Here is a 26,872-nt window from a genome sequence, read left to right on the forward strand (position 1 = left end):
GCGCTAAATTAATATCTGTTTACTAATTACACGAATAAATGAAAGTAAAGATCATCAGCGACCTGCATCAGGAATTTGGTATTTCCGATTTAGACTTTAGCAATGCTGATATGGTGATTTTAGCTAGTGATACAAACCTCGGTACAAAGGGCATTAAATGGATAAAGGAAAACATGAAAGAAAAACCCGTAATCTATTTATTGGGGAATCACGAATATTATAAAGGCTCGTATCCTAAAACTCTTGACAAAATCTTTGAAGCATCACTTAATTCTAATATAATCGTTCTCGAAAACAAAAGATTAGAATTTGGAAATGTCAGATTTCATGGTGCCACTTTATGGACCGACTTTTCTCTCTTTGGCAGCCCGGTAGAGTATGGTATAATTTGTCAGGCAAAGATGAACGATTACAGACAAATCCGCAAAACCCCTTCCTATTCAAAGCTCAGGAGTATAGATACCTATAAAATCCACCAAACATCAAAACTATGGCTACAGCAAAGCCTGCAAGAATCTGTTGGGTATAAAAATATTGTAATCACTCATCATGCTCCAAGTATAAAATCGATACCTGATGAACACAAAAATGATCCGATATCTTCGGCTTACGCTTCGGATTTGGAAGACATCATCCTAAAATATCAGCCTGATTATTGGATTCATGGTCATATTCATACACCTGTGAGATACCACATCGGCAGAACTGAAATTATATGCAATCCACATGGTTATATAAACGAGAAGTACAATGGATATGATAAAGATTTAATCATTGAGATTTAAAACAAATTTAGTTTGTTGAAGATAAAGACATAGAAAGTTTATTTGAAGGCGCCTCTCCAAAGTGCTTGGTATACCATTCAACCAATTTATCAGATTTAAACTGGCTATTCCCGTTTACTCCCCTAATGAATCTTTTGGCAGATTTGGTTCCATCTTCGCCCTTCATGGCCTGGCAAATCACATAGTCGACTATAATTTTGTCTTCCGGTTTCGGTCCTTTGTAAGATAATATCGCACCATCCTTCCCGATAATGAATGGTGCCGGATCACTAATTTTCAAAATATCCCTAAACTCAGCTGATGAGTTATTATTCATTAACCTGTACGAATTTAATACACTATCTGAGCCAATATAAAGTTTAGCAAAAGCAACATCAGGGTACTTGGCAAAACGTTCCTTCAGCAACAGGTAAGATTTTTCTTGCTGGGCAGATAGTTTTTTATCCTTCCAAATATACAGATAAACTGTTTTTCCATTGTACAAATCGCCAAATGTCTGAAGCTTTCCCTTCGGATCTACAATTTGTATGTCAGAGATATGGGTACTGGTATAATCATTATAATTTTTAACCAAAAGTTTCGCGAAACCTTTAACCATCATGGTGCAAGAACTTGCCAGAACGCAAATAGCTAGAATAAAAAGGTAGATAGATTTTTTCATGTTTAAAATGGTCAGTGTTATGAATGAATTGTTAATGATGAATTTAGGTAAAGACGATAAGGTTTAGCATGAGGTTGCATCGCCTTTTATTTTTTTATTGCAGGCTAACCTTGATTAAATCAGCATATCAGGCATTACAAATGCGGAAAGAAAACCAAATATGACAAAATCAGTTATATTTTTAATTTAATTTTGCATTTATATCTTCACCGATACCTTGGCTCATGTATGATAAACAAAATTGAACCAGCTGCTAGTTTAAAACATTTGGTAAAATGTTTTATTATCCTACAAAATTCTGTTAACCAATCTGTTCCAGAAACATTTAAAATCATTGCAGATGGTTGCCCTGGCCTCATCTTTCAGCAACGAACTGATGCTTTTACAAATTGTAGCGGAACCACCTTCCCCAGCTTGTATTTGCATGGATTAACTACCTCACATGCAGAAAATATAGCGACTGGTAATTATAGCAACCTGATTGTCCACTTTTACCCGCACGCCTTAAAGGCTGTTTTTGGCCTTCATGCATCAGAACTCACAAACAGTTTTGCAGCCTTAAATGATATTGTAGCCAATAACCTGACAGATAGACTAATGGAAGCAGATTCCATAGATCAGAAAATTGCATTGTTATCAGCGTTTTTGCTAAAACTGTCTATCAAAAATGCTGATGCTTCACAGTCGAAGATGTCATACATCATCAGCAAAATAAAAACGGCCGGACCAGATTTTTCGTTAAGTAATCTTTATTCAGAATTAAGTTTATCCGGGCGTTCATTAGAGCGTATGGTTAAAACGCATATAGGTGTGTCTCCAAAATTTTTTTTCCGCATCAGCCGGTTTCAAAATGCATTGGATATTTTGCGTAGAAAAAAATCAAACAGTTTATGTCAGCTGGCATACGAAAGTAATTATTTTGATCAGTCTCATTACATTCGCGATTTCAGGCAATTTACAGGGTCTGCCCCACGGGAATTTATCCTAAAGGCCCATGAGCAGATTGCCAATTACCCTAATTGGAAAGTTTAACCCCACTGCTCATATTATTTTAAGTTAAACCTGCTATCTGTCGGTTTTATACAATTTCTCCACTTTCATTAGCGATAGTTTTGTCTTAAAATTTATCAAAATGAATGGAATACGTCCAATAACCGTTTTTGGTGCTACAGGTAAAATAGGAACCGGCCTGATCGCACTTTTATCTGAAGCCAAACTGCCGGTAACGGCAATAACAAGAGACCTGAAAAAAGCCATACCTCTGCCGTTTGTACAATGGAAACGTGCAGACATGTCCGAGCCGGAAGCGTTGCAACCTGTTTTATCGAAAGGTGGCGCCGTATTTCTGCTCTCTGGTACCGGACCGGACTGCAGCACCGAACAGATCAATGTAATCAGGGTGGCAAAAGAGGCTGGCGTAAGTTATATAGTAAAATTATCATCAGGTGAAGCAGATCTAAATTCTCCCTACTTTATTCCACGTACGCACGGCATAGTTGAAGAATTTCTAAAAAAAAGCAAGATACCATATACCATTCTCCGGTCAAACGGAATGATGCAGAACTGGCTGGGTGAAATTGCAAATAGTGTAAAAAAACAACGCATATTCTACGAATCAACAGGGGATGGAAAAAGGGCATATGTTGATAGAAGAGATATTATCGAAGCTGCCTATATATGTTTGACAAAACCAGAGAAGCACCAAAATAAGACTTATTTTATTACCGGTGGCAAAGCAGTAAATTATAGCGAGCTTGCACAATGTATCAGTAATGTGATACAAGAAAAGGTTAGTTATGTTCCAATTTCCATCGAGGAATCAAGGAAGGAGATGGAGTGTAAGGTAATGCCCTATGCCTTAATCGAAACATTTTGTGCTTATGATGCTGCTCAAGCCAGGGGTGAGAAGGCTTTAGTTACGGATGATTTACATCGGATATTAAACAGGCAGCCACGCACAATTGAACAATTCGTTTTGGACCATCAGGTTTTTTTTAAAAAATAAATATTGATAGGTTAAAACAGTACTTCACAGCTAAAGGGAAAATTAACCGCTAAGGTCCGTTTATTTACCGACCTTAGTGGTGCCTCAAAGTTTATTTAGTGGCAATTTCTACCTTTCCGCCATTTTTAAACAGATCATGCGAGATGAAATATCCATTGCTTACTTTTCCATTTACTTTAATCTGGTTAATCCCCCTGCCCTTACCCGGTTTGGTAATCGTTAACAATTTCCCGTTACTGGTTTTCCATTTTATTTCGTCAAAAAGTGGAGCGGTAATAATATAACTCGGATCGGTTGCTGAAAACGGATACAAACCCAACGCGCTGAATACATACCAGGCCGACATTTCGCCGGCATCATCCATTCCCGAGAGTGCCAAACCATCATCCCCAATACCATATAGTTCATTTAAGATCTTATCGATAATCTTTTGGGATTTCTCTGGTTTACCAATAAAGGTATAAGCAAATGGCGCTTCATGGTCGGGCTGGTTACCCTGACAATATTGCCCAATCATGGTTTCAACATTCCTTGCTATATATTTCGGATTCCAGGGCACAGTAAACAAGGAATCTAACTTGGATTCAAAGCCTTTTGCACCACCATACAGCTCAATTAAACCTTTCATATCATGGGGAGCATAAAACGAAACCTGCCAGGCATTGGCTTCTCTGTACATATATTCGTAGTAAGGATATTGCGGGTTAAAAGGTTTGATCCAATCGCCATTTTCTAATCTTCCCCTCATAAACCGCGTATCCGGATCGAACATGTTTTTATAATTTTTAGATCGGGCCATCAGCTTATGATAATTACTGCTATCGCCCAGTTTTTTAGCGATCTGCGCCAGCGAATAATCATCATATGCATACTCCAGCGTTTTTGACACTCCAGCCTTTGCTTTGGTTTCTACATGCGGATTTTTAATATCAGGGTCCGAAATGTATCCTTTCTCTATATATTCCTTTACAAATGGGCGGGCGCCACCATCTACATTGGCATTACGCAATAAAATCTGGTAAGTAGCTTTAATATCAAAATCATCGATTCCCCTCAAATAAGCGCCTGCAATAGAAGAGGCACCGTGGTCGCCATGGAAAAATGTGGGTATAAAACCCGTCTTATCGCCCACATCTTTCATTGATTTAATCACATCCAAAGTTACTTTAGGCGTAATCAGACCTAAAAGCACATCCTTATTGCGGTAAGTATCCCAAAGTGATGGCTCCGTATAATAATTAAAAGTTCCCTTTATTATGTTGCGTTTTGCATCTCTGAACTCACCGTTGACATCACTGCGCAGGGCCGGCCATAAAAAAGACCTGTACAGGCAAGAATACAACATTTGTTTTTGCTTTTCCGTTCCACCCTTCACCTGAATATGAGATAAAAGTGCCTCCCATTGATCAGTAGCCTCCTGGCGGACCTGCATAAAGGTTTTATCACCAATTTCTTTGGCCAGGTTTTCTTTCGCATTGGCCATGCTGACAAACGATAAGCCGATTTTAAGTTCTACAGGTCCTTTACCCCCATCAGCGAGGTGAACGATGGCATAACCGGAGCGTTTGCCTGCCTCCGTGATATCAAGCCGATCTATCTTTCCGTTTACTACGGCATAAAAATAGACGTTTTCGCCACCTTGAAACCCTTGTATGGCTGATGGACCATCTTGCGCGATATTCCACGTATTAACACCACTGTTGGCTTTACCCATGCTGAACAGGATTTGCTTGTCGGTATTATCTTTGTAAGTGTATTCGTGGAAACCACATCTTAACGTTGAAGTAAGCCTAACATTTACCTGGTAATCATCCAGATAAACCTGATAAAAGCCCGGTGCCGCACTTTCTTTTCTATGCGAGAACTTTGATCCGAATTTACCGTTCGGGTTGGATAGTGGTAAAACAGGAATATTGCACAGGTTCCAGTGCCCTTTATTAGTGTGCGCGAAACCATAAATGGTATCGTCTTCGTACTCGTAGCCCGCGCCAGATCCAAATTCGGTAATCGGACTTAACTGCACCATCGCATTCGGCAGCGAACTACCCGGAAACGTTAAACCCGCCCACGATCGCCAGCCTTCAGGTAAGGCATACCCTAAAATTTTAGGATCAGTTAAGGGGGCAGTGCCAATAAAGGTATTTACATATGGCGTAAATTTGGTTTGTGCTTGAGATAGACTCAGCGTCGCAGCAATTAATATGGTGAGGATGCTTAATGATTTGGTTAGTAACTTCATTTTAGATAAAACGTTTTAGCTTTATGTCAAATATATAAAATCTATTAATCCGGTTAATAAAATATCATAATAGTTACCAATAAAATTCAAGTAGTTTTTGATACTGAATGCTTAAATCGTTGAATCATTTGCCAAATATCGGGATGGATTACGGACTGAGCATCTATACGCGCCTATGCTATTTTATATATCTTTGGCTTACACACTAATCAAATAATCAACATGTTTTTACATTACAGGCAAAACATGGTTTGCACCGTATTATCGTACTTACTGCTCTTCTGCTTCGTTAACCAGCTTCAGGCTCAAAACAAAGAAAATCAAGCTTTCACGATGTGGGATAATAAACCTGCACAGCAATGGATGACGGAAGCTTATCCTATTGGCAATGGCCGCATAGGCGGGATGATTTTTGGTGGTGTTGCTGAGGAGCACATTCAGTTTAATGATAATACATTGTGGACAGGCGATGAAAATGACAGGGGAACGTATCAGGCTTTTGGTGATTTGTTTATCGATTTCAATCATAAAGACCAGCAATTTACCGACTATAGCCGCAAACTAGATATCACTAAGGCGGTACACACTATTAATTATACCCAAGCAGGCACACAGTTCAAGCGTGAGTATTTTTGCAGTTTTCCGGATAAAGTGATGGTGTTGCGTTTTACAGCCAACCGGAAAAAAGCTTACTCGGCAGTTATTGGCTTAAAAGATGCACATGATGGCATAATAAACGCCAGCGGAAATACCATTCAGATTACGGGTAAACTACCGAACGGCATGACCTATCAGGCTACGGCTGTAGTTAAGATAAAAAATGGAAGACTTGAGTCGATAAGAGAAGGTAATGGCACGAGATTAAAAATAACGAACGCTGATGCCGTTACCCTTATTTTTACTGCAGCGACCAATTACCTTAATAAACGCGCGCAAAACTGGAAGGGCGAAGAGCCGGCACCTAAAATTGAACGTATTTTAAATGCGGTTAAAACCAAAAATTATGACCAACTTTTAAAAAGACATCTTCAGGATTACAGTAATTTATATAACCGCCTATCGATAAATCTTGGAACAAGCAATGCTGATACGCAAAATCTGCCAACCTATAAAAGGCTGATCAATTACAAAAAAGTAGCTGACCCCGCCCTTGAAGCCTTAATTTTCCAATATGGGCGATATCTGTTGATCAGCTCGTCAAGGCCTGGCGGTTTACCGGCCAATCTGCAAGGTCTTTGGAACGAAAGTAATAATCCGCCCTGGGGCAGCGATTACCACTCTAACATCAACATCCAGATGAATTACTGGCTGGCTGAACCAACCAATCTTTCGGAGTGCGTGATCCCATACCTGGATTACATTAACAGTATGCGTGAAGTGAGCGCAATGCATACCCGCAAACAATACCCCAATACCAGGGGCTGGACGGTAAAAACAGAAAACAATATTTTTGGAGGCATGAGTTTTCTATGGAACACCCCTGGAAGTGCCTGGTACGCACAAGCACTTTGGGAGCATTATGTCTTTACAAAAAACAAAAATTACCTGAAGAATTTCGCTTACCCGATTATAAAAGAAATCGCTGAGTTTTGGGATGACCATTTAAAAAGAAGACCGGATGGAACATTGGTATCTCCATTGGGCTGGTCGCCGGAACATGGACCAACCGAAGATGGGGTAACGCACGATCAACAAATTGTATTTGACCTGTTTACCAATTATATTGAAGCTGCTGAAGTTTTAGGTATTGATGCTGATTACAAAAAACATATTGCCGATTTAAAAGCACATTTATTAAAACCCAAAATTGGAAAATGGGGTCAGTTGCAGGAATGGGAAACCGATCGCGATGACCCTACCGACCAGCACAGGCATATTTCACATCTCTTTGGTTTACATCCTGGCAGGGAAATCAGCACCATTAAAACACCAGAACTGGCAAAGGCGGCCAGGGTAACCTTAACTGCACGTGGCGATGAGTCAACGGGCTGGTCGATGGCCTGGAAAATGAATTTCTGGGCACGTTTACAGGATGGTAATCACGCTTATAAAATCTTACAAAATTTTCTCACACCAGTTGGTGGCTCAGGTACAGATTATAACAAAGGCGGTGGTATTTATACCAATCTATTCTGCGCACATCCACCCTTTCAAATTGATGGAAACTTTGGCTATACAGCCGGTGTTTCAGAAATGCTGCTGCAAAGCCAGGCCGGAGAATTGCAACTTTTACCCGCCTTGCCCGATCAATGGGCTGCTGGAAGCATTCAGGGTTTAAAGGCGCGTGGTAATTTCGAAATCACTAACCTACAATGGAAAGATGGTAAAATTGAGAAATTATCCATCAAATCGTTGTCTGGCGAAGAGTGTATTGTGAGAAGTCCGAATGCGCTTAAAAAAATTAAAGGCATTGCAGAAGAAAAATCAGGAAATGATTTTAAATACAGTTTTAAAACGCAGGTTGGAAAAGTTTATCTTTTTGAAGGATAGTTTATAGTATTAATCATCAGGAATGAACATGGTAACAATGAGCGTAGTATAAAATTATCGCCCTTCCAACCGCATTGCTTGCCCGTACAGGTGGAGAGAAATCTTTTAAATCTGATTTCAATAATTTAGTCTTAAGATCTCTCCACTTCGCGTTGCTTCGGTCGAGAGGACGATCTTACTACTGTATTATGCCAATCGCAACGGAGCCGAAAAATCTTTAGCCCTAAATTGTTAAATTAATTGCAAAATAGATTATCGTACCACAACCCAGTATGATCAGGAAGATAAAGCTAACAAACCTGTTTAAGCTTTCTGACTTCAATTTCACCCTTCGGCAATACAAAAAGGAACATTAAAAACTCGTCAGTTTCGCTGATCTCCATCTTTTCGATGATACCGCTAAGTCCTTGATCATTGCTGATTTCGTCGCCAACTTTTAATTCTAAAAGTATGGAAGTAGGAAGTTTATCGCTGAGCAACATTATTCTGAAAGTGTAAAGTGAAGCATGTTTTTTCTGCATCTGAAGTTACCTTAAGGGTGCCCTGGTGAGCACGTGCAATTTCCGAGGCGATATACAGGCCCAAACCCAGGCCTTTCTGGTTCGGTTCAACCTCTCCACGCGAAAATGGCTGAAACAGGCGTTCCATTGCCCCTGCAGGTATTTGTTTACCCGAATTAATTACGCACAAAGTAAAGTCACCTCCGGCACTGGTAGCATTTACCTCTACAATAGAATCAACAGGCGAATAATTAAGTGCATTTGCAAGCAGGTTGGAGAAAAGTTGCGCCAGTCGTTTTCCATCAGCATGGATCGGTTGCGCCATAGCAAAGGAGGCTTTAATTTTTCTGGAAGGCCAAATGGCTTGCAGTTCTTCAATCACCTCAGTTAGCATACGTTCATGATCTTCGTCGCTGTTGCGGTTAATAGAAATGCCATCTCCCAGCCTGCCGCTGGCAAAATCAAGTATATTATCGATTAAACCGTTCATCCGGAAAGAAGCGTCTTTAATGATTTTTGCCAGACGACCTCCTTTCTCGTCCAAAGTCAGGCGTGATAAAAGCTGTGCACTGCTTGATATGGCATTCAGGGGATTTTTTAAATCGTGTCCAAGTATAGCAATAAACTGATCGCGCACGATCGCTATTTCCTGCTCTTTCTTAAGTTCCTGTTCTGCTTCGGCCACCTGATCCAAAGCGTCCAGATGAGACGCAATCAGCTCGGCAAACATGGTAAACATACCAGTAATGGCCGGGTTTTTGAGTTTGGCAGGCTTGGGATCTATGGCACAAAGCGTCCCGAAAAAATCGCCGTTTTTAAGAAAAATCGGCATGGAAATATAACTTTGAAAACCATATATCAAAGGTGTATGGTGACCTGCGAAATCAGGATCATTGGCGACATGATCGATAATAACGGGCTGTCGATGCTGTCTGATTTCGTTGCAAATAGTCGTTTCGAGTTGAAGTTCACCGCCGGGCACTAAGCCAAAGTTTATCTCATCGCGAACCGCACAGGCTATCCATGCATCAGATGTTACGCGGGCAACTGCGGCAAACCCCATGCCTGTTGTACGACAAACAATTTCTAAAATATGGGATACTGCCGGGATGTTTTTAATCGCTTCAATATCAGCCTGGATGTTGTGTTGGGCTTTTTGCAAGACTTAAATAAATAAATTTTCAGCAATTTAGTTAAATTTCAGTTCTCAAAAAACAAGACTTAATGAAGTTGGCAGTTATTTTACACAGATCGTCATATTTAAGCACATTTTGAGTGATCGGTACAACGAAAACAGAATGGATGATGCAATCAGCTGTAACGGAATTTTTATTTAAAAATCAAAAACTGCATGAGTATACCTACCTGATTTAAACCAGGTATATGCGGTACAGCCATGCAGTTCTAAAATGTTTATGCTTTTAACAAGGCTGGTTTTTCATGGTAAGTTTTCCAAAGCAACTCCCCAAATAAGGTGTTAGACCAGGCAAACCAGGCCCTGGTAAAGTTGGCAGGGTTATCTTTATTAAAAGATTCGTGCATAAAACCTTTTCCAGCGTGCGTTTTACGCAAGGTATCTATACAATATTTAATCTCTGCATCATCTTTAGAAGTTAATGCACGCATGGTAATACTCATTGGCCAAATCATGTCCTGCCCGGCATGTGGTCCACCGATACCTTCTGCCGCTGTACCTTTAAAGAAGTAAGGATTATCTTTAGAAAGCGCAAATTTCCTGGTGTTCTGATAAATCGGATCTTCAATTTTCATCGCACCCAAATAAGGCAACCCCAATAAACTTGGCACGTTCGAATCGTCCATTAAATACGAACTGCCAAAACCATCCACTTCGAAAGCGTAAATTTTACCATATTTCGGATGGTTTACAACAGCATGCTTCTGAAGTGCGGTATTTACTTCATCAGCAAGATTTAATAAGTTGCTTTCCAGGGTTTTGTCGCTGTTTAGGGCTTTAATCATCTCTGCTGCCTGCTTTAAGCTGGATACGGCAAAAAAGTTAGATGGAACCAGAAAAGGAAAAATGGTCGCATCATCACTTGGACGAAATGCCGAACAGATTAAACCTACCGGGTTTACAGGAAAACCGAAGCCCGCCATCGGCAACGAATCGGTAGGTTGTGTGGTTTCCCGCTGGAAATGATATGGTCCCTTATCCATTTTGCGTTGCTGCTCTTTAAAAGTTTTTAAAGTAGCTTCAATTCCCTTTTTCCAATTGGCATCGAATGGTGTTTTATCGCCTGTTTTTTTCCAATAGTGATAAGCCAGGCGAATTGGGTAACACAAGGAATCGATTTCCCACTTGCGCTCGTGTACACCCGGCTGCATAGCGGTTTTATCGGTTTTCCACTCGCCCACTTTATTGGCATCGCCATAAAAAGCATTGGCATAAGGATCTTTTAAAATACATTTGGTTTGGTGGATAATTACCCCTGCAATGAGTTTTTTTAGTGGCTCATCTTCATTTACAAATTGCAGGTAAGGCCAAACCTGGGCTGAACTATCGCGTAACCACATGGCATCAATATCGCCGGTAATTACATAAGTATCAGGTCTGCCGTCTTTTTCGCTATGATAAACAGTTGTATCTAAAGTATTTGGGAAACAGTTTTCAAACAGCCAGGCCAATTCAGGATTTTTAACATTCGCCTGGAAAGTTTTAATGGCTGTGTCTACTGCCTTACTTTGAAAATGTCTTTTCGCAGCAGCTACACGTACCACAGGAAATTCTGGTAACAGATCAGCGGCAAAAGAAAATTTCGATGCAACAACTCCTGCCCCTAACAAGCCTGTGTTTTGTATAAATGTTCTTCTTTTCATTATGATGTATTATGATATTTTGGTTTAATTTTTACAGAACAGAACGCATGCTATTATCAATTCATATAAGTGGTAATAGTAGCCCATTATTCGGTTAGTCCTTAACAAATATTATGATAATTTTTCGAACATCAAAATCATAATGGTCAATTACACTATTCCTAAATCGATTTTCCTATACAGTATATCGAAATATATTCAGATCACCATCTGATGTCCTAAGATAATCAAGTATGTCTGTAAAAATAATGCTGAAAACGTATATTTAAATAACCAAACCTAATTTTTATGGATGCTGATAACATTACCCTGTCTAAACGCATTTTATCTGTTGATATTCTTCGCGGTTTAGTGATGATCATTATGGCGCTGGATCATACCAGGGATTTCTTTCATATTAGTGCCATGACGGACGATCCGCTAAATCCTGAAACCACTACAGGGATGTTATTTTTTACCCGGTGGATTACCCATTTCTGTGCACCAATCTTCGTTTTTTTATCGGGTTTATCGGCTTATTTATCTGCACAGCATAAAACGCCCGCGCAAGCTGGTGCTTTTTTATTTAAACGTGGATTCTGGCTTATATTTATCGAAATCGCAATTATAACACCTGGCTTAACTTTTAATATGCAATACAATTTCATTATTCTTCAGGTCATCTGGGCCATTGGCTGGAGCATGATCTTTTTAGCGCTCGCCAGTCGTATTTCTTATCAAATGGTATTGATTATTGGGTTAATACTGGTTTTTGGCCATAATGTTTTCAATTTATTCCCTGCACCACAGCATCCAACCGCGGGATTGATTTTAAAGATATTCTTCACGGCTTCCGGAACGGTTGTCCCACTGTCCGGCAATCATTTGGTTGGTATTTTTTATGCCATCCTACCCTGGACGGGCATCATGTTTTTAGGTTATGGGATTGGTGCATGGTATAAAAAAGGCTATGCTCAAGAACTTAGAAAGCGTAATTTATTAATTGTTGGATCATTGACCATTTTACTTTTCATTGCTTTAAGGTTGATCAATGTATATGGCGATCCTGTACCGAGAAAAGAATATCACGACCTGTTCAAGAATTTATTGGCTTTTTTCAATGTAAGCAAATACCCACCCTCATTACAATATACGACCATGACTTTAGGTCCGGCCATGTTGTTTTTGGCTTTAACCGAAAACCTGAGTAACTGGTTTACCAGGGTAACTGCCGTATATGGTGCAGTGCCTTTTTTTTACTACGTAATACATTTTTACCTGCTTCATACCCTACTTGTAGTTGTATTTTTTGCCACAGGGTATACAAGCAGAGATATTGTACAAATTCCGTTCTGGTTTAGGCCAGCTACATTTGGCTTTGGTTTACCTATTGTTTATTTAATATGGTTTGGTGCGGTAGCAACGTTGTATTTGCCCTGCCAATGGTTTAAGAAATATAAAGAAAACCACCAACAGTGGTGGTTAAGGTATGTTTAGTCTTTTTTCCAATTTAATGGATGAATCTATCAAGGTTTAAGAAAGCAACATGAAGTTCACGCTCTGTAAACGCTTTCTCATAAAAATGCCTTGCTTTATTATTGATAAATAAAGTAGCAGGAATAGCGCCAGACCATTTTTTGTCGATACGTTTTATATATTCTTGCTGATCTGGTTCGTTTAAAAGAAACACTTCAGCACTGATGTTGTTGTGCTGTACAAATGGAATAACTGCCTTTTGCAATTTTGATTTAAAATCCAGGCTCACCAAAATTACCTTTACCGGTTTGTTTAAGTTGGCTAACCGTAATTTCTCAAAATTCGGCAGCTCGGCTACGCATGGCGAACACCAGGTAGCCCAAAAGTTAATGACGTAGGTAGTATCTTTTCCATCGGTTATACGTTTGTCCAAATCATTCAAAGTCAGCAATTTCACTTGTGCCTCAACAGAATAAGTAATTAAAGATAGGCAGATGATGAAGATTATGCGCATAAATGGATAATGAAAAATGTTAAAGTTTGTTTTATTGATTAGAATCGTCACCCTAAACAGCATTCGTCATTCCCGAGCAGGCGGGAATCTTAACGAAATCAATAAGCCTTAACAAGGTATGATTTCCAAATAAGTCGGACAAGGAGAATCTATATTAAAGATTTCTCCATTTCGTTGCACTTCAGTCGAAATGACGATTGGATTTAATTCACCGATCCCGATTTAACCAAAACCTTTTGATAAGCCGGTAATGTTAAATCATCTACAATTACGCCCCTGGTTGTGCTTGCATGCACGAAAAAACCATTATTGAGGTATACGCCAACATGATCTACATCATTTCCGCCGAAGGAAAAAAACACCAGGTCACCTTCCTTCAGTTTATCAATATTTTTATGCTTCACCACATTCGCCTGCTCCCGGGAAATTCGCGGAAGCGTAACCCCATATATTTCTTTCTCCAATAAAAATGCAAAACCAGAACAATCGATGCCGTTTTTGTCCAATCCGCCAAAGCGGTACCTCACTCCTGTCCAATCGGTTATGAAACGATAAAGCGGTTTGCTTTGTAAACTGGCCATTGCATCAGCCGCTTTTGCAGCCTTCGTATCACTTTTAACGGTATATTTTCTTGTTCCGCAGGATGACAGGAATAGCATAAGCGCTATTAAATAAAAAACATTTTTTTTGAGGTCTAAGTTATCAAGTGAGTGGTTTAAGGTTATTTCCATTGTATCAATATTAATGGCATTGGGGTATTGGAAGACTAAGACCTGACGCCTTAAACCTCACACCCCACACCTTCCCTAATTCTTAATCAATCGTTGTATTTCATCCAATTTTAACAAAGCTTCTACAGGTGTTAACGCATTTACATCCAAATTATTAAGCGTATCACGAATTTTTACCAAAATTGGATCATCAATAGCAAACATTTGTAACTGGTAAGCCTGGTTCTGTACTTTTTTGATACTGTCTTTAATACTTTGTCCTTCTGTACGGTCTATTTCCAGTTTTTTCAGGATCTCGTTTGCACGGCCTATTAATTTTGTTGGCATACCAGCCATTTTCGCTACATGTATTCCAAAACTGTGTTCGCTGCCTCCAGGCACCAGTTTCCGTAAGAAAATTACCTTATTGGTCATCTCTTTTACCGATACATTAAAGTTTTTAATCCGTGGCATGGTATTGGCCAGTTCGTTTAGCTCATGGTAGTGTGTAGCAAATAAAGTTTTTGGTCGCGCTGTTGGGTGCTGATGTAAAAATTCGGCAATGGCCCAGGCGATCGAAATACCATCGTACGTACTCGTTCCGCGACCAATTTCATCGAGCAAGATCAAACTATCATCAGAGATATTGTTCAGAATACTTGCGGTTTCATTCATTTCTACCATGAATGTACTTTCTCCTGAAGAAATATTATCTGATGCACCTACACGGGTAAAAATCTTGTCCACAATCCCTACCTCAGCATCTTTTGCCGGAACGAAAGAACCCATTTGTGCCATCAGCACAATCAATGCGGTTTGCCTTAAAATGGCCGATTTACCTGCCATGTTGGGACCGGTAATCATGATAATCTGCTGGCTATCGGTATCGAGATAGACATCGTTGGTAATATATTCTGTGCCAACTGGCAATTGCTTTTCTATTACCGGGTGACGGCCACCTTTAATATCAAGCACTTTATTTTCCGTAACTTTAGGCTTGTTGTAATGGTTTTTAGCTGCTAATTGTGCAAAACACAATAAACAATCAAGCTGAGCAATTAAATACGAATCAAGTTGGATGGGTTTTATATAACTGGCCGTTTCGTACATCAGTTCGTTGTACAAACGGATTTCAATGGCCTGTATTTTCTCTTCCGCACCTAGAATCTGATCTTCGTATTCTTTTAGTTCAGGTGTAATATAACGCTCGGCATTTACGAGTGTTTGTTTACGGATCCAGCCTTCAGGTACTTTATCTTTATGAGTGTGGGTAACTTCTAAATAGTAACCAAAAACATTGTTAAAGGCAATTTTTAACGATGGAATGCCCGTTGCCTCTGCTTCACGCTTCTGAATCTGAACCAGGTAATCTTTACCACCAAAAGCAATTTTACGCAAACGGTCTAAATCTTCGTCAACTCCATCGGCAATCACATTCCCTTTGATCAGCAATGCTGGTGGTTCGGCCTGCAACTCACGCTCAATCCTGTCGCGAATGGCCAGACACGGATTTAACTGATCCGCTATTTTAATCAGGAATGGGTTTTTAGAATCGGCTGCCAGTTTTTTAACGGCTTCAATATGATAAAGTGCACGTTTTAAAGCCACCAGTTCCCTTGGTCCAACCCGTTGCAGGCCCACTTTGGAAATCAGGCGTTCTAAATCGCCGATCTGCTTAATATTACTCAGAAATTCCCCTTGTAATTCCACATGTTTTACAAAGTACTCCACCATCCCAAGGCGCTCCTGGATAGGTTTCAGCTCTTTCAGTGGCATAATAATCCACTTTTGCAGCAAACGTGCACCCATTGGGGTACAGGTATGGTCTAAAATATCAAAAAGGGTGACTGCATTATCGTTAGGCGAATTTACCAGCTCCAGGTTACGGATGGTAAAACGGTCTAACCACATGTAACGGTCTTCCTCTATACGGCTAATCGAAGTAATGTGCTGCAGGTTGCGGTGTTCAGTTTCACCTAAATAGTGTAAAATAACACCAGCGGCCACAATTCCGCTTTGCAAACGCTCTACCCCGAAACCTTTTAACGAAGAAACCTCAAAATGTTTCATCAGGGTTTCGTTTCCAAAATCAGTGGTAAATGGCCATTCATCTAAGCCAAAAGTGTAAAAACGATCACCGAAATTTTCAGTAAAAACCTGTCTTTTAGATTTCTGAAATATAACCTCCGTAGGTTTAAAGCCCTGTAAAAGTTTATCGATATAATCGCTGTTTCCCTGTGCAATGAGGAATTCACCTGTTGAGATATCTAAAAATGAAACACCCAGCTGTGTTTTATCAAAGAAAACGCAGGCCAGGAAATTGTTCGATTTCTGGTTTACAATGTTATCACCATAAGCCACACCAGGCGTAACCAGTTCTGTTACACCGCGTTTAACAATGGTTTTCGTCGTTTTAGGATCCTCCAGCTGATCGCAAATGGCCACACGCTGCCCTGCCCTTACCAGTTTCGATAAATAATTATCCAAAGAGTGGTGTGGAAAACCAGCCAGTTCTAAGGCTCCGCCATTAGGGCCAGTACCTCTTCTGGTTAATACGATGCCTAAAATCTGTGCCGTTTTAATGGCATCTTCGCCAAAGGTTTCATAAAAATCGCCAACCCTAAAAAGTAAAAGTGCGCCCGGATACTTCGCTTTAATTGCGTTGTATTGCTGCATTAACGGGGTTTCTTTATTTGTGTCTTTAGCCAAAACTGAAATGAATTTACAAAAGCCATAAAGATAACACGAATAAGCATTTTACAGCTGTTTTGTTGAAAAGTTAAAAAAATTTGGTTGTTTAAATCGGTCAATCGTAGAATATCACCGTTAACCGGTTATCACAATTTAAACAATAAACCACTATTTGGAAATAAAGGGTTCCGTGCATTTCGGTTAGTGTAGTCCTGTTATGCACTTTACTTCGCTGCACTCGTTTTCGCTCCTACCAGATTTAGGTACAAGGGCTGTTTTAACCCTTTGCATAATAGTTCTCTTTCATTAACAGTTTACAGCTTTATATAATTTAGCAGTTAACCACTATTCTTAAAACGTTTCTTACAGTTGTGTGTTACGTTTATATCAATTTAACTTAAATATTATAATTATGACGATCCAACTGAATACCGACAAAAATTTAACCATACACCAGGAATACGAGGAAAAAATCAATAACCAGTTAAATGAAGGCCTAAGTAGATTTAGCGATTTAATTACACGATTAGAAGTTCATTTATCAGATGAGAATGGCAGTAAAGATGGCCTGGACGACAAAAGATGTTTGTTGGAGGCTAGAATAACCGGAAAAGACCCAATTGCAGTCACTAACCTTGGTAATACTTACGATTTGGCCATTACGGGTGCATTAACGAAATTGAAAAGCGCATTAGAAAAAGTGGCTGGAAAAATGAAGGCACATTAAAATATATTCAAAGGTTTCAAAAATAGCTTGTTGAATAAATAGACAAAATCGTCATTTCGAACCGAGTGTAACGCAGTCGAGAAATCTTAATAACAGATCTCTCCGTTTCACTTCATTACAGTCGAGATGACGATTTTCTTTATATGCTAACTTTGTCTAATTCTTTTATATATTCTAAAAACAGCTTCAAAGCTTTCTTTCTATCTTCCGTAACTTCAAATTGTAATTTATGATACAGGTAATCTTCCAGATCGAAGTTGCTTACGGGTGGCAGTTCTGCTAATACTTCCTTCCGATGATCTAAACCAGATTTTAATGCAGCATTAAATTCGTCTTTAAATTCCTGCGGTATTTCTTTGTTGGCCACCCAGGCTGCGTACATAAAAGGCAAACCGGTAAAGTTTTTCCATTCCTCACCCATATCATAGGCATAAGCGAAATCATCTTTTTTACCAAAAGTTCTATCGCCAATCAAAACAAAAGCATCTGTTTGTGCTGTTGGATCGGTAGTAAACTCCACTTCTTTTTTCCAGTAGAACTTCAGTAACACTTTGGCCAAATTATTAGAGGTGCGCGAATGGGCATCCAGCCTTACCGTTTTAATTTCCGCTGCCGGAACTTCACTAAAAATGAATACCGAATTTACACCACCATCGCTGCCGATACAGTAATCTGCTACGATGTTTGCATTTGGAACCAATGGAATTGCTGCTACAGGCATTAAACCAATATCAGCCTGACCATTAATTACTTTGGCTGCACAATCTGAAGGGATATCTAAACTTAAATCAATTTTATTGATTAGGTCCGAATGTTCTAATCCGTATATAAAAGCTTTAGTGTTGGTATAAGCAACAGCCGATATTTTAATCTTATTCAAGGTGTTATATTTTGCGCTTCGCGTTTGGCGATAAGCGGATTATTCAATTACTAAACCGTCTAAATGAACGGCATTGTTAAATTCAAGAACAGTAAATTTCCCGTCTTCAAAACCCATTTTATAAAGCACGGTATTCTGGTGTGGGAATTCGGTCATTTCACTTAATGGTTTGCCCAGTAATAGGCACAGAAAAACACGCATTGCCCTGCCGTGCATACAAAGCAGCACTGTTTTTTCTTCTGGCCTCGTCATTAAAACTTCCATGGGTTGTTTTAAACGTTCATAAACATCCTGCACGCTTTCACCACCTTCAAAATGAGCGGTATAATCTCCATTCTCCCAGCTTTGTAACATCTCACGAAAGGCTTCACGGGCATCTTCGGTATTCGGTTTTCCCTCCCAAACACCCCAGGCCAATTCATCTAGTCCTGAAAGCTTTTCCCAAGGTAATTTAGCATCTATAAATTTTTGAACGGTTTGCCAGGTGCGTTTTAATTCAGAAGTGTAAATCTTATCAAAAGGAATTTCTTTATATTTTTGATAAAAAGCTTCTGCCTGTGCCCTGCCTAAATCATTTAAGTCAGAATTTATACCCCTGCCCTGTACTATGCCTTGTCTGTTAAGTTCCGTTTCGCCGTGGCGTATGATGTATATTTCTTTCATCTAATTCATTATCAAATGAGTAAATTTTGAGTGATTGAATGTTAAAATTAACGCTCAATATCCTCATTTATTCAATTACTCATCCTGTCGTTCTCTAATTCAATCATTAATTCACCACCGGTAGTTTATAATATTGTGGCTTCTTCTCTTCCTCGAAAACAACATGCTCGAAATCTGTTACTACATTGTATAAAGTATCGCGTTCAATTGCTTTTCTACCTACTTGTTTGATCAGATTAACCAGTTCTCTTGTGCTCATTGCAGGTGTTTGCTCTTCTGCGCCGGCCATTGAGTAAATTTTAGTGGTATCATCAAGTGTACCGTCAATATCATCCACACCATAATTTAAGGATAACTGTGCCGTTTCACGACTAATCATGGCCCAATATGCTTTAATGTGATCGAAGTTATCCATATAAATACGGGCAATAGCATAATTTCTTAAATCTTCAATTACTGACGATTCGGGCACATTGCTCATCTGATTATGCTGATTCCTGAATTTTAGAGGAATAAAAGTCTGGAAACCACCTGTACGGTCCTGTAGTTCACGAAGTTTTTCCATGTGATCTACGCGGTGCCAGTATTTTTCGATATGTCCATAAAGCATGGTCGCATTACTGCGCATGCCCAGTTTGTGCCATTCTTCATGTATGTCCAGCCATTGCTGGCCGGTACATTTATCTTTGGCTATCTGCTCCCTGATTTCTGGGTGAAAAATCTCTGCCCCTCCACCTGGTATGGATTCCAATCCAGCTTCTTTCATCAAACGCATACCTGTTGCGTAATCGATTTTAGCTTTTTTGAAAATATAGTGGTACTCTACAGGTGTTAATGCTTTTACATGCAAATCCGGACGGTGTTGTTTAATGGCCGCGAATAATGCAGAATAAAATGCCACGTCGTATTGTGGAAGCACGCCCCCAACAATATGCACCTCAGTTACCGGTTCACCATCATATTTTTTGACGATATCGAGCATTTGCTCCATCGTTAAAGCCCAGCCTTCTTCTTTTTGTTTGATTAAACGGGAGTAGGAGCAAAATTTGCAATCGTATACGCAAAGATTGGTAGGCTCTAAGTGGAAATTGCGATTAAAATAAGTTTTATCACCGTGTTTCTGTTCGCGGATAAAATTGGCCAGAACGCCTAGATAACCCAGCTCTGCATATTCATATAAGTAAACACCCTCATCAAACGTAATCCGCTCTCCGTAAAGAACTTTGTGTGCTATGTTTTGTAATTCAGTTGATAAATTGGTATCAGCTAATATTTTTTCAACTTGTTCAGTTGTATTCATTCCTGATTTATTTTGAACAAAAATACAATAATGAGCCGATTTGAAAATCATTTTCTTGTAACAAACCGTGATTTTTGAATGTCAACCGCAATAATTAATAAAAGATAAACACGGATATTAATTGGGTGTTAATTTAATATCAGCCACAGAGACACGGAAGGCACGAAAAAAATACCAAAAAAAAAATTTGTATATAGAAACATTATTTTAACGGCCATTGATAGCATAACTACTTCGGTCTTCATTCCCGCGCATGCAGGAATCTTAAAGCGCCTGCATTACGATTCCCAATCGAGTTGGGAATGACGGCATCTCGGAACCTAAACTTTTTTATAAAATAAATCAGACCTAATAACGAGAATGAGTAACAAACAAAAAAGCACCTCTTTTCAGAAGTGCTTCGGGGTATGTTTTTCAGTACTAATGTTATCTTGCAGCAGGCGTAAAGGTTAATACGATGTTTGCCGTTTTACCACCAAATTCAATTGGCGATTTCAAGATCATTTGTGTGCTGGAAAGATCAGTTAACACTAAACGGTAACCTTCTGTTACATTCTTAGCTTTATCACCTTCATAGATTTTTTTGAACTGGAAAGTCTGGTCTTTAGGTGCAGCCGACCAGAAAATGGTCTGCATTACCGAACCACAAGCACTTGATGCAGGTAAAGTATAAGAACCATTACCGCTATTGGTTAAGTTCCATGTACTTCCCTGGAAACATTTGTAAGATTTCTCTCCAAATAAGCCCTGAACAGCGCCATCAGGTAATCCCTCTAAAGCTACATTGCTCACCACCCATTCGCGAACAACTGTACCTCTGCTACCTGTTACGCCTGCAGTTACTCTTTTTGCAGTATTACAACTTTGTAACATTACTAAAGTAGAACATGCTATTGCGATAGCTATAAATAATCTTTTCATTTTTTGTTTAATTAAATTTCGACAAACTTGTTACATAAATCTTGCCAAAACCATTACGAACCTTAAATTAGCGCCAAATTATTAAATTGCTTTCCGATATTATTTAGAACAATATTAATTATTATGAAACCCGAAACCCTTGCTATTCACGCTTCTAATCTCGTAAAAATCGCTACTGGTGATGTTACACCGCCGATTAATCTATCTACCACTTTTTTTCGTGGCGAGGATGGTGGTTATCCTGGCGGGCACATGTATAGCAGGGTAAGTAATCCAAACCGGTCTGCTTTAGAAAACACTGTAGCCAAATTAGAATATGGTGAAGATGCTGCAGCTTTTTCTTCCGGTAATACCTGCGGGTTGGCCATGTTCCAGGCTTTAAAACCTGGTAGCCATATTATTGCACCAGATGACATGTATTGGGGAATTAAAAAACAGCTGCTGACCATTTTTAACGAAAGTTTGGAATTTGATTTTGTTGATCAAACCGATTTAAATCTGATCCGATCGAGCATTAAGCCCAATACCAAACTGATCTGGATCGAAACCCCATCCAATCCATTATTAAAGGTTACCGATATTGAAGAAATTTCCAAAATCGCCAAAGCTAAAAATCTTACCCTGGTTTGCGACAGTACCTTTGCTTCTCCAATTTTACAAAATCCGATTTTGTTGGGTGCCGATATGGTCATGCACAGCAGTACCAAATACCTGGGTGGTCATAGTGACGTACTCGGCGGAATATTAGTAACGGCAGAAAAAGATGAACTTTGGGAACGCATCAAAAATATACAGCAAACAGGTGGTGCGGTACCCTCTCCTTTCGATTGCTTTTTATTAACCCGTAGTATTAAAACTTTGGCCTATCGAATGAAAGGCCACTGCGAAAACGGCAAAAAGGTAGCCGACTATTTAAACAGACACCCTAAAGTAGAAGCTGTATTTTATCCCGGGTTGGAAAGTCACCCACAGCATGAAATCGCCAAAAAACAGATGAAAGATTTTAGCGGAATGATGTCATTTTTAGTTAAGGGCGGTGCTGAAGCTGCTCATAAAGTGGTCAATAAGGTTAAATTATTTGCACAGGCAACGAGCTTAGGTGGCGTGGAGAGTTTAATCGAACATCGTTTCTCAGTTGAGGGGCCCGATAGTAAAACACCTAAAAACCTGCTCCGCATTTCAGTAGGACTGGAACATATAGATGATATTATTGCCGATTTAGCGCAGGCGCTGGGTTAAAATATAAAACCTATGAGGTCTTTAAGACCTTATAGGTTTCTAGTTATTTCGAACCTTTGTTGCTAAACCCGATTGCAGCGATATCCTTTTTGGCTGTCACCCTGAGCGAAGTCGAAGGGTAGCCAAAAAGATAAAGCATAACGGGACTGCAATCGCATAAGGATTACAGAACCCTAATTTTCCAAAACTTACTTAGGATTACAAACCGTGGTCAGCTTTAACGAATAGTTAGCCTCCAATGGCTCATTTGTTTGGGCCAAACGTTGCGAACCTGTATTCGCAGGACAGGCAATATCTCCTGCGGCATCATAAACCAGTTTATTTCCATTCGCCATCAATTCTTTCGGCACATACACCTGCACTTTCGTAACTGAATAACCCGAAGGGAAATAACGCACATAATAACCATCAGGATGTTTGGTCCAGATACCGCTTGGCACATCGCTTCTTGGCGGAGCCATCCCTGCTATGATCGCATATTTCTCCATATCGGCATAAGTGTAATTACCAGAAGATACCAGTTGGCGGATATTATTTTCGGCTTCAAAAACAGCCCTCACGCCCGCTGGCAACTGATCTTTAGCCTTTTCCATCACATCGAAAGGCAAAACTCCTAAAGCACCCCCCTGTAATTGCGTAAGTTGTTTTGGGCTTAATAATTTTACAGCGGTAACTTTGACCTGTCCGTTAAAATCGGCAAATTTTGTTCTGGCAATAATGGTCCAAAGTAGTGCTTGTATATCGTGCTGTTCTACTTCAGGGTGTTTCTCTGCACTTTTTAAAATAGAAACCACAATTTCTTCTTTCTGGCCTAAAACCGGGGCGAACATGTAACCATCTCCTTTTGAAGGCGCAAATGTTCCCGCCTTTAAACAATAACTTTTATTGGTCATCTCATAAAGCCCTTCACAAAGCAGAAAACCACCCTCCGAGTTTTTAGGTAGTAAATATAATGGCTGCGCTTTTAAATTTAAGGAAGTAATAAAATCCGGCATTTTTTCACCTTCTCTGCTCACATCTTCAAAACTGGTGGTAATGGCAGCGGGCTGTTTCAAAAATTTGTCTATCCCTAAAGCCTTGGCACCCTGAGCAGTACCGATTTTCAACAATCTGTCTTTCAAACCTCCAAACTGGGCATTTGCAGTGCTAAAACACATCATTGTGATTAGCAGGCCTAAGCCTAAAACTTTTGTATTTTTCATGATAATCATATGTAGATAGGTAGCGCAAACTTAGCATATTGAGCTTTAATTTTACATTAAAATTTTCATTATAATGAATTACTATAAAATTAAAACCCTAATTTTCAGAAGATTATTTAAAATTCAAAATTTTATTTTGTGTATTAAAAATAAATTCAGACATTTGAAATATTATTTGGCAGAGAGCTAAATAAAAGTCAATCTTCACAGGTTGATTTATAAAGAAGTGGCGAGAGACTGGCTCGATGACCCACTGGCAACCCTCAGAGAGAGAAGGTGCCAATTCCTGACCGGATAACATGGTGTTATTTGGAGATATAAATTAGAACTGATGAAAACATTAAATCTTCTATCGCTAAGCGAACCCATTGCAGAACTGAAAACGGTAAAACAAGTTTCTGTTTCTATTACTTCATGCCATATGCATGCCATGGCTGGTATGTGCTGTTGCATACAGTAATTTAAAAAATCTTCCTTTTTTGTTTCTTTCAAACTGGAAGGTCCCGGGAAATCGGGATACGCCCTGTCAGGTTTTAGCATTAGCCTAAACCACCTTACCTCATCATTCCATCAATTAAAACAAAAATTATGTCAACATCATATAAATTTGAAACTTTACAATTACACGCCGGCCAGGAAATAGATCCAACAACCGGTTCAAGGGCTGTGCCGATTTACCAAACCACTTCTTACGGATTTAACAGCGCTGAACATGGTGCTAATTTATTTGCCTTAAAAGAATTTGGTAACATTTACACCAGGATCATGAATCCGACCAATGACGTTTTCGAAAAACGGATTGCGGCTTTAGAAGGTGGTGTAGCGGCTTTAGCTGTAGCATCAGGGCAGGCCGCTCAATTTATTGCTTTAAACAATATACTGGAAGCTGGCGATAGCATCGTCTCTTCAACTCATATTTATGGTGGAACCTATAACCAGTTTAAAGTAGCTTTTAAACGTTTGGGGATCCATGTTGATTTCGCAAATCCAGATGTACCTGAGGAATTTGAAGCTAAAATAACAGATAAAACCAAAGCCATTTATCTGGAAACCATCGGCAATCCTGCTTTTAGTGTGCCGGATTTTGAAAAAATTGCGGCCATTGCTAAAAAATATGATCTTCCATTGGTGGTGGATAATACTTTTGGTGCAGGCGGTTATTTATTTAAGCCATTAGAACATGGTGCCAACATTGTGGTAGAATCTGCAACCAAATGGATCGGCGGTCACGGAACAAGTATTGGCGGGGTAATTGTTGACGGTGGAAACTACAACTGGGGCAATGGAAAATTCCCTCAGTTCTCTGCGCCATCAGCAGGTTACCACGGTTTGGTTTTTAGTGACGTTTTCGGCATCGGCGGACCATTCGGCAATATTCAGTTTATCATCCGGGCACGTGTAGAAGGTTTAAGAGATCTTGGACCTGCCCTATCGCCTTTCAATTCGTTTCTTTTATTACAAGGATTAGAAACCTTATCACTCCGCGTTCAACGCCATGTTGATAATGCTTTAGAACTGGCCACCTGGTTAGAAAACCATCCATTGGTAAAGGAAGTACAATATCCGGGATTAGCGAGCAGCAAATACAATAATCTTGCGAAAAAATATTTAAGTAATGGTTTTGGTGCGGTTCTATCTTTCGAATTAAACGGAAGTAAGGAAAACGCTACACAGGTAATAGATCATTTAAAGTTGGTTTCTCACCTCGCAAATGTGGGCGATGCCAAAACACTAATTATACAACCATCGGCTACAACCCACCAACAATTGAGCGAAGCAGAACAATTGGCTGCAGGTGTAAAACCAAATGCCTTAAGGGTTTCGGTTGGTATTGAGCATATTGATGATATCAAGGCCGATTTTGAGCAGGCTTTTGCGGCTATTAACGCACAAGTTCCTGCTGAGCGTTTATAGCCTAAGCCCGTTTATTTTTCGAATACAGCAAAACAATGAGTACAGCATCAACATATAATCATAATAAACAGTTTAAACTAGAGAGCGGAAAAAAAATCCGTAACCTGCAGGTTGCTTATCAAACTTATGGCAAATTAAATGCCGCTAAAGATAATGTAATTTGGGTTTGCCACGCACTTACTGCCAATGCTGATGTTTTTGAATGGTGGGAAGGTTTATTTGGTCAAAATGCGTTATTCAATCCTGAAGAGCACTATATCATTTGTGCTAATGTTTTAGGCTCTCATTACGGCAGTACCAATCCATTAAGTACCAATCCGGTAACAGGCTTGCCCTATTACCTTTCTTTTCCACAATTTACCATCCGCGATTTAGTATCTGCACACCAGTTATTGGCTGCTCATTTAGGGGTTGATTATATCAAATTATTAATTGGTGGTTCGTTGGGTGGACAACAGGCGGTAGAATGGAGTATTTCGGAGCCGAATAAAATTGAAAACCTGATCTTGATTGCCACTAATGCAGCGCATTCTCCATGGGGTATTGCTTTTAACGAAAGTCAGCGTCTGGCCATTACCACTGACAGAACTTTTTATGCCAGCCAACCTAACGGTGGCAGCAAGGGTTTAAAAACAGCCCGCAGCATTGCGCTGTTAAGTTATAGAACTTACAGTGCATATGGCAGCACACAGGTAGAAAGCGTAAACGATAAGACAGACCATTTCAGGGCTTCGTCTTACCAGAACTATCAGGGAGAAAAGCTGATTAACCGCTTTAATGCTTACAGTTATTATTATTTAACCAAAGCAATGGACAGCCACAATGTAGGCCGAAACCGCAAAAGTATTGCAGATGCACTAAAACTAATTACGGCAAACACTTTAGTAATCGGGATAGAGAATGACGTTTTGTTTCCTTTATCAGAGCAGAAATACCTTGCCGATCATATTCCAGGGGCAGAATTTAGTGCTTTGCATTCAGATTATGGTCACGATGGATTTTTAATTGAAACAGATGCACTGACTAATGTAATCGGAAATTTTATTAAAGAAAGCCGTAACAAAAAGATCATCAAGTTACAGCATACTGCTTAAACAGGCAGAAGATTGGGAGCTTAAAGGCGGAAGGTGAAGAACCA

Annotated in this window: 23 protein-coding genes and 1 riboswitch; of the genes, 10 read left to right on the plus strand and 13 right to left on the minus strand. The window is 39.6% G+C overall.

The window, feature by feature from the left end:
* Positions 1 to 38: 38 nt before the first annotated feature.
* Complete coding sequence (locus ABEG20_RS08285) at positions 39 to 785, plus strand: metallophosphoesterase (RefSeq protein WP_406826902.1); 747 nt, start codon at positions 39 to 41, stop codon at positions 783 to 785.
* Between the two features lie 7 nt (positions 786 to 792).
* Here ABEG20_RS08285 and ABEG20_RS08290 read toward each other — a convergent pair whose 3' ends face one another.
* The gene (locus tag ABEG20_RS08290) at positions 793 to 1,446 is read right to left on the minus strand and encodes a hypothetical protein (RefSeq protein ID WP_406826903.1); all 654 of its coding nucleotides are present in this window, start codon (positions 1,444 to 1,446) and stop codon (positions 793 to 795) included.
* Positions 1,447 to 1,674: 228 nt separating this feature from the next.
* On the opposite strand from ABEG20_RS08290, the gene ABEG20_RS08295 reads away from it, so the two are divergent.
* Together ABEG20_RS08295 and ABEG20_RS08300 are read left to right on the plus strand one after the other, a co-directional pair.
* The gene (locus tag ABEG20_RS08295) at positions 1,675 to 2,478 is read left to right on the plus strand and encodes a DUF6597 domain-containing transcriptional factor (RefSeq protein WP_406826904.1); all 804 of its coding nucleotides are present in this window, start codon (positions 1,675 to 1,677) and stop codon (positions 2,476 to 2,478) included.
* A gap of 100 nt (positions 2,479 to 2,578) precedes the next feature.
* Positions 2,579 to 3,451, plus strand: a complete 873-nt coding sequence (locus ABEG20_RS08300) for an NmrA family NAD(P)-binding protein (RefSeq protein WP_406826905.1) — start codon at positions 2,579 to 2,581, stop codon at positions 3,449 to 3,451.
* Positions 3,452 to 3,542: 91 nt separating this feature from the next.
* Here ABEG20_RS08300 and ABEG20_RS08305 read toward each other — a convergent pair whose 3' ends face one another.
* On the minus strand, positions 3,543 to 5,690 hold the full coding sequence (locus ABEG20_RS08305; protein ID WP_406826906.1) for a GH92 family glycosyl hydrolase: 2,148 nt from the start codon (positions 5,688 to 5,690) through the stop codon (positions 3,543 to 3,545).
* 222 nt (positions 5,691 to 5,912) lie between these two features.
* Between ABEG20_RS08305 and ABEG20_RS08310 the strand changes: the two genes are divergently transcribed.
* On the plus strand, positions 5,913 to 8,180 hold the full coding sequence (locus ABEG20_RS08310) for a glycosyl hydrolase family 95 catalytic domain-containing protein (protein ID WP_406826907.1): 2,268 nt from the start codon (positions 5,913 to 5,915) through the stop codon (positions 8,178 to 8,180).
* 290 nt (positions 8,181 to 8,470) lie between these two features.
* Here ABEG20_RS08310 and ABEG20_RS08315 read toward each other — a convergent pair whose 3' ends face one another.
* From ABEG20_RS08315 to ABEG20_RS08325, 3 genes are all read right to left on the minus strand, one after another.
* A complete protein-coding gene (locus tag ABEG20_RS08315) occupies positions 8,471 to 8,662 on the minus strand; it encodes a hypothetical protein (RefSeq protein WP_406826908.1) in 192 nt (63 codons plus the stop codon).
* Entirely contained in the window at positions 8,646 to 9,842 is a 1,197-nt protein-coding gene (locus ABEG20_RS08320) for an ATP-binding protein (RefSeq protein ID WP_406826909.1), read from the minus strand. The genes ABEG20_RS08315 and ABEG20_RS08320 overlap by 17 nt, the downstream gene beginning before the upstream one ends.
* A 251-nt stretch (positions 9,843 to 10,093) precedes the next feature.
* A complete protein-coding gene (locus tag ABEG20_RS08325) occupies positions 10,094 to 11,518 on the minus strand; it encodes a glycoside hydrolase family 125 protein (protein ID WP_406826910.1) in 1,425 nt (474 codons plus the stop codon).
* Between the two features lie 288 nt (positions 11,519 to 11,806).
* Between ABEG20_RS08325 and ABEG20_RS08330 the strand changes: the two genes are divergently transcribed.
* Positions 11,807 to 12,994, plus strand: a complete 1,188-nt coding sequence (locus tag ABEG20_RS08330) for a DUF1624 domain-containing protein (protein ID WP_406826911.1) — start codon at positions 11,807 to 11,809, stop codon at positions 12,992 to 12,994.
* A 13-nt stretch (positions 12,995 to 13,007) separates the two neighbouring features.
* Here ABEG20_RS08330 and ABEG20_RS08335 read toward each other — a convergent pair whose 3' ends face one another.
* The 3 genes from ABEG20_RS08335 to mutS form a co-directional block, all read right to left on the minus strand.
* Positions 13,008 to 13,487: a TlpA disulfide reductase family protein gene (locus ABEG20_RS08335; RefSeq protein ID WP_406826912.1), complete on the minus strand. Its 480-nt coding sequence runs from the start codon at positions 13,485 to 13,487 to the stop codon at positions 13,008 to 13,010.
* Positions 13,488 to 13,690: 203 nt separating this feature from the next.
* Positions 13,691 to 14,218 (minus strand): C40 family peptidase, encoded by a 528-nt coding sequence (locus ABEG20_RS08340; protein WP_406826913.1) that lies wholly within the window; start codon positions 14,216 to 14,218, stop codon positions 13,691 to 13,693.
* 75 nt (positions 14,219 to 14,293) lie between these two features.
* The gene (gene mutS / locus ABEG20_RS08345) at positions 14,294 to 16,906 is read right to left on the minus strand and encodes a DNA mismatch repair protein MutS (protein WP_406826914.1); all 2,613 of its coding nucleotides are present in this window, start codon (positions 16,904 to 16,906) and stop codon (positions 14,294 to 14,296) included.
* A 394-nt stretch (positions 16,907 to 17,300) separates the two neighbouring features.
* Between mutS and ABEG20_RS08350 the strand changes: the two genes are divergently transcribed.
* Positions 17,301 to 17,615, plus strand: coding sequence for an HPF/RaiA family ribosome-associated protein (locus ABEG20_RS08350; protein ID WP_293788193.1), 315 nt, complete (start codon positions 17,301 to 17,303; stop codon positions 17,613 to 17,615).
* A gap of 139 nt (positions 17,616 to 17,754) precedes the next feature.
* On the opposite strand, the gene ABEG20_RS08355 is transcribed toward ABEG20_RS08350, so the two are convergent.
* From ABEG20_RS08355 to ABEG20_RS08370, 4 genes are all read right to left on the minus strand, one after another.
* The gene (locus ABEG20_RS08355; RefSeq protein ID WP_406826915.1) at positions 17,755 to 18,495 is read right to left on the minus strand and encodes a menaquinone biosynthetic enzyme MqnA/MqnD family protein; all 741 of its coding nucleotides are present in this window, start codon (positions 18,493 to 18,495) and stop codon (positions 17,755 to 17,757) included.
* 39 nt (positions 18,496 to 18,534) lie between these two features.
* Positions 18,535 to 19,158, minus strand: a complete 624-nt coding sequence (locus ABEG20_RS08360; RefSeq protein WP_406826916.1) for a histidine phosphatase family protein — start codon at positions 19,156 to 19,158, stop codon at positions 18,535 to 18,537.
* 106 nt (positions 19,159 to 19,264) lie between these two features.
* On the minus strand, positions 19,265 to 20,458 hold the full coding sequence (mqnE, locus tag ABEG20_RS08365) for an aminofutalosine synthase MqnE (RefSeq protein ID WP_406826917.1): 1,194 nt from the start codon (positions 20,456 to 20,458) through the stop codon (positions 19,265 to 19,267).
* 426 nt (positions 20,459 to 20,884) lie between these two features.
* On the minus strand, positions 20,885 to 21,379 hold the full coding sequence (locus tag ABEG20_RS08370) for a hypothetical protein (protein WP_265852177.1): 495 nt from the start codon (positions 21,377 to 21,379) through the stop codon (positions 20,885 to 20,887).
* A gap of 123 nt (positions 21,380 to 21,502) precedes the next feature.
* Here ABEG20_RS08370 and ABEG20_RS08375 point away from each other — a divergent pair, with 123 nt between their 5' ends.
* Positions 21,503 to 22,618 (plus strand): trans-sulfuration enzyme family protein, encoded by a 1,116-nt coding sequence (locus tag ABEG20_RS08375; RefSeq protein WP_406826918.1) that lies wholly within the window; start codon positions 21,503 to 21,505, stop codon positions 22,616 to 22,618.
* A 188-nt stretch (positions 22,619 to 22,806) separates the two neighbouring features.
* On the opposite strand, the gene ABEG20_RS08380 is transcribed toward ABEG20_RS08375, so the two are convergent.
* Complete coding sequence (locus ABEG20_RS08380; RefSeq protein WP_406826920.1) at positions 22,807 to 23,820, minus strand: hypothetical protein; 1,014 nt, start codon at positions 23,818 to 23,820, stop codon at positions 22,807 to 22,809.
* Positions 23,821 to 24,033: 213 nt separating this feature from the next.
* Positions 24,034 to 24,144: riboswitch (SAM riboswitch) on the plus strand.
* Positions 24,145 to 24,151: 7 nt separating this feature from the next.
* On the opposite strand from ABEG20_RS08380, the gene ABEG20_RS08385 reads away from it, so the two are divergent.
* The 3 genes from ABEG20_RS08385 to metX all read left to right on the plus strand — a co-directional run bounded on the left by ABEG20_RS08385 (position 24,152) and on the right by metX (position 26,828).
* Complete coding sequence (locus ABEG20_RS08385) at positions 24,152 to 24,280, plus strand: hypothetical protein (RefSeq protein WP_406826921.1); 129 nt, start codon at positions 24,152 to 24,154, stop codon at positions 24,278 to 24,280.
* A gap of 128 nt (positions 24,281 to 24,408) precedes the next feature.
* Positions 24,409 to 25,734 carry an O-acetylhomoserine aminocarboxypropyltransferase/cysteine synthase family protein gene (locus tag ABEG20_RS08390; RefSeq protein ID WP_406826922.1) on the plus strand — a complete coding sequence of 442 codons (1,326 nt, stop codon included), beginning with the start codon at positions 24,409 to 24,411 and terminating at the stop codon, positions 25,732 to 25,734.
* 35 nt (positions 25,735 to 25,769) lie between these two features.
* Positions 25,770 to 26,828, plus strand: a complete 1,059-nt coding sequence (gene metX, locus ABEG20_RS08395; RefSeq protein WP_406826923.1) for a homoserine O-acetyltransferase — start codon at positions 25,770 to 25,772, stop codon at positions 26,826 to 26,828.
* Positions 26,829 to 26,872: the final 44 nt, after the last annotated feature.

Source organism: Pedobacter sp. KACC 23697 (assembly GCF_045348445.1).
Taxonomy (GTDB): domain Bacteria; phylum Bacteroidota; class Bacteroidia; order Sphingobacteriales; family Sphingobacteriaceae; genus Pedobacter.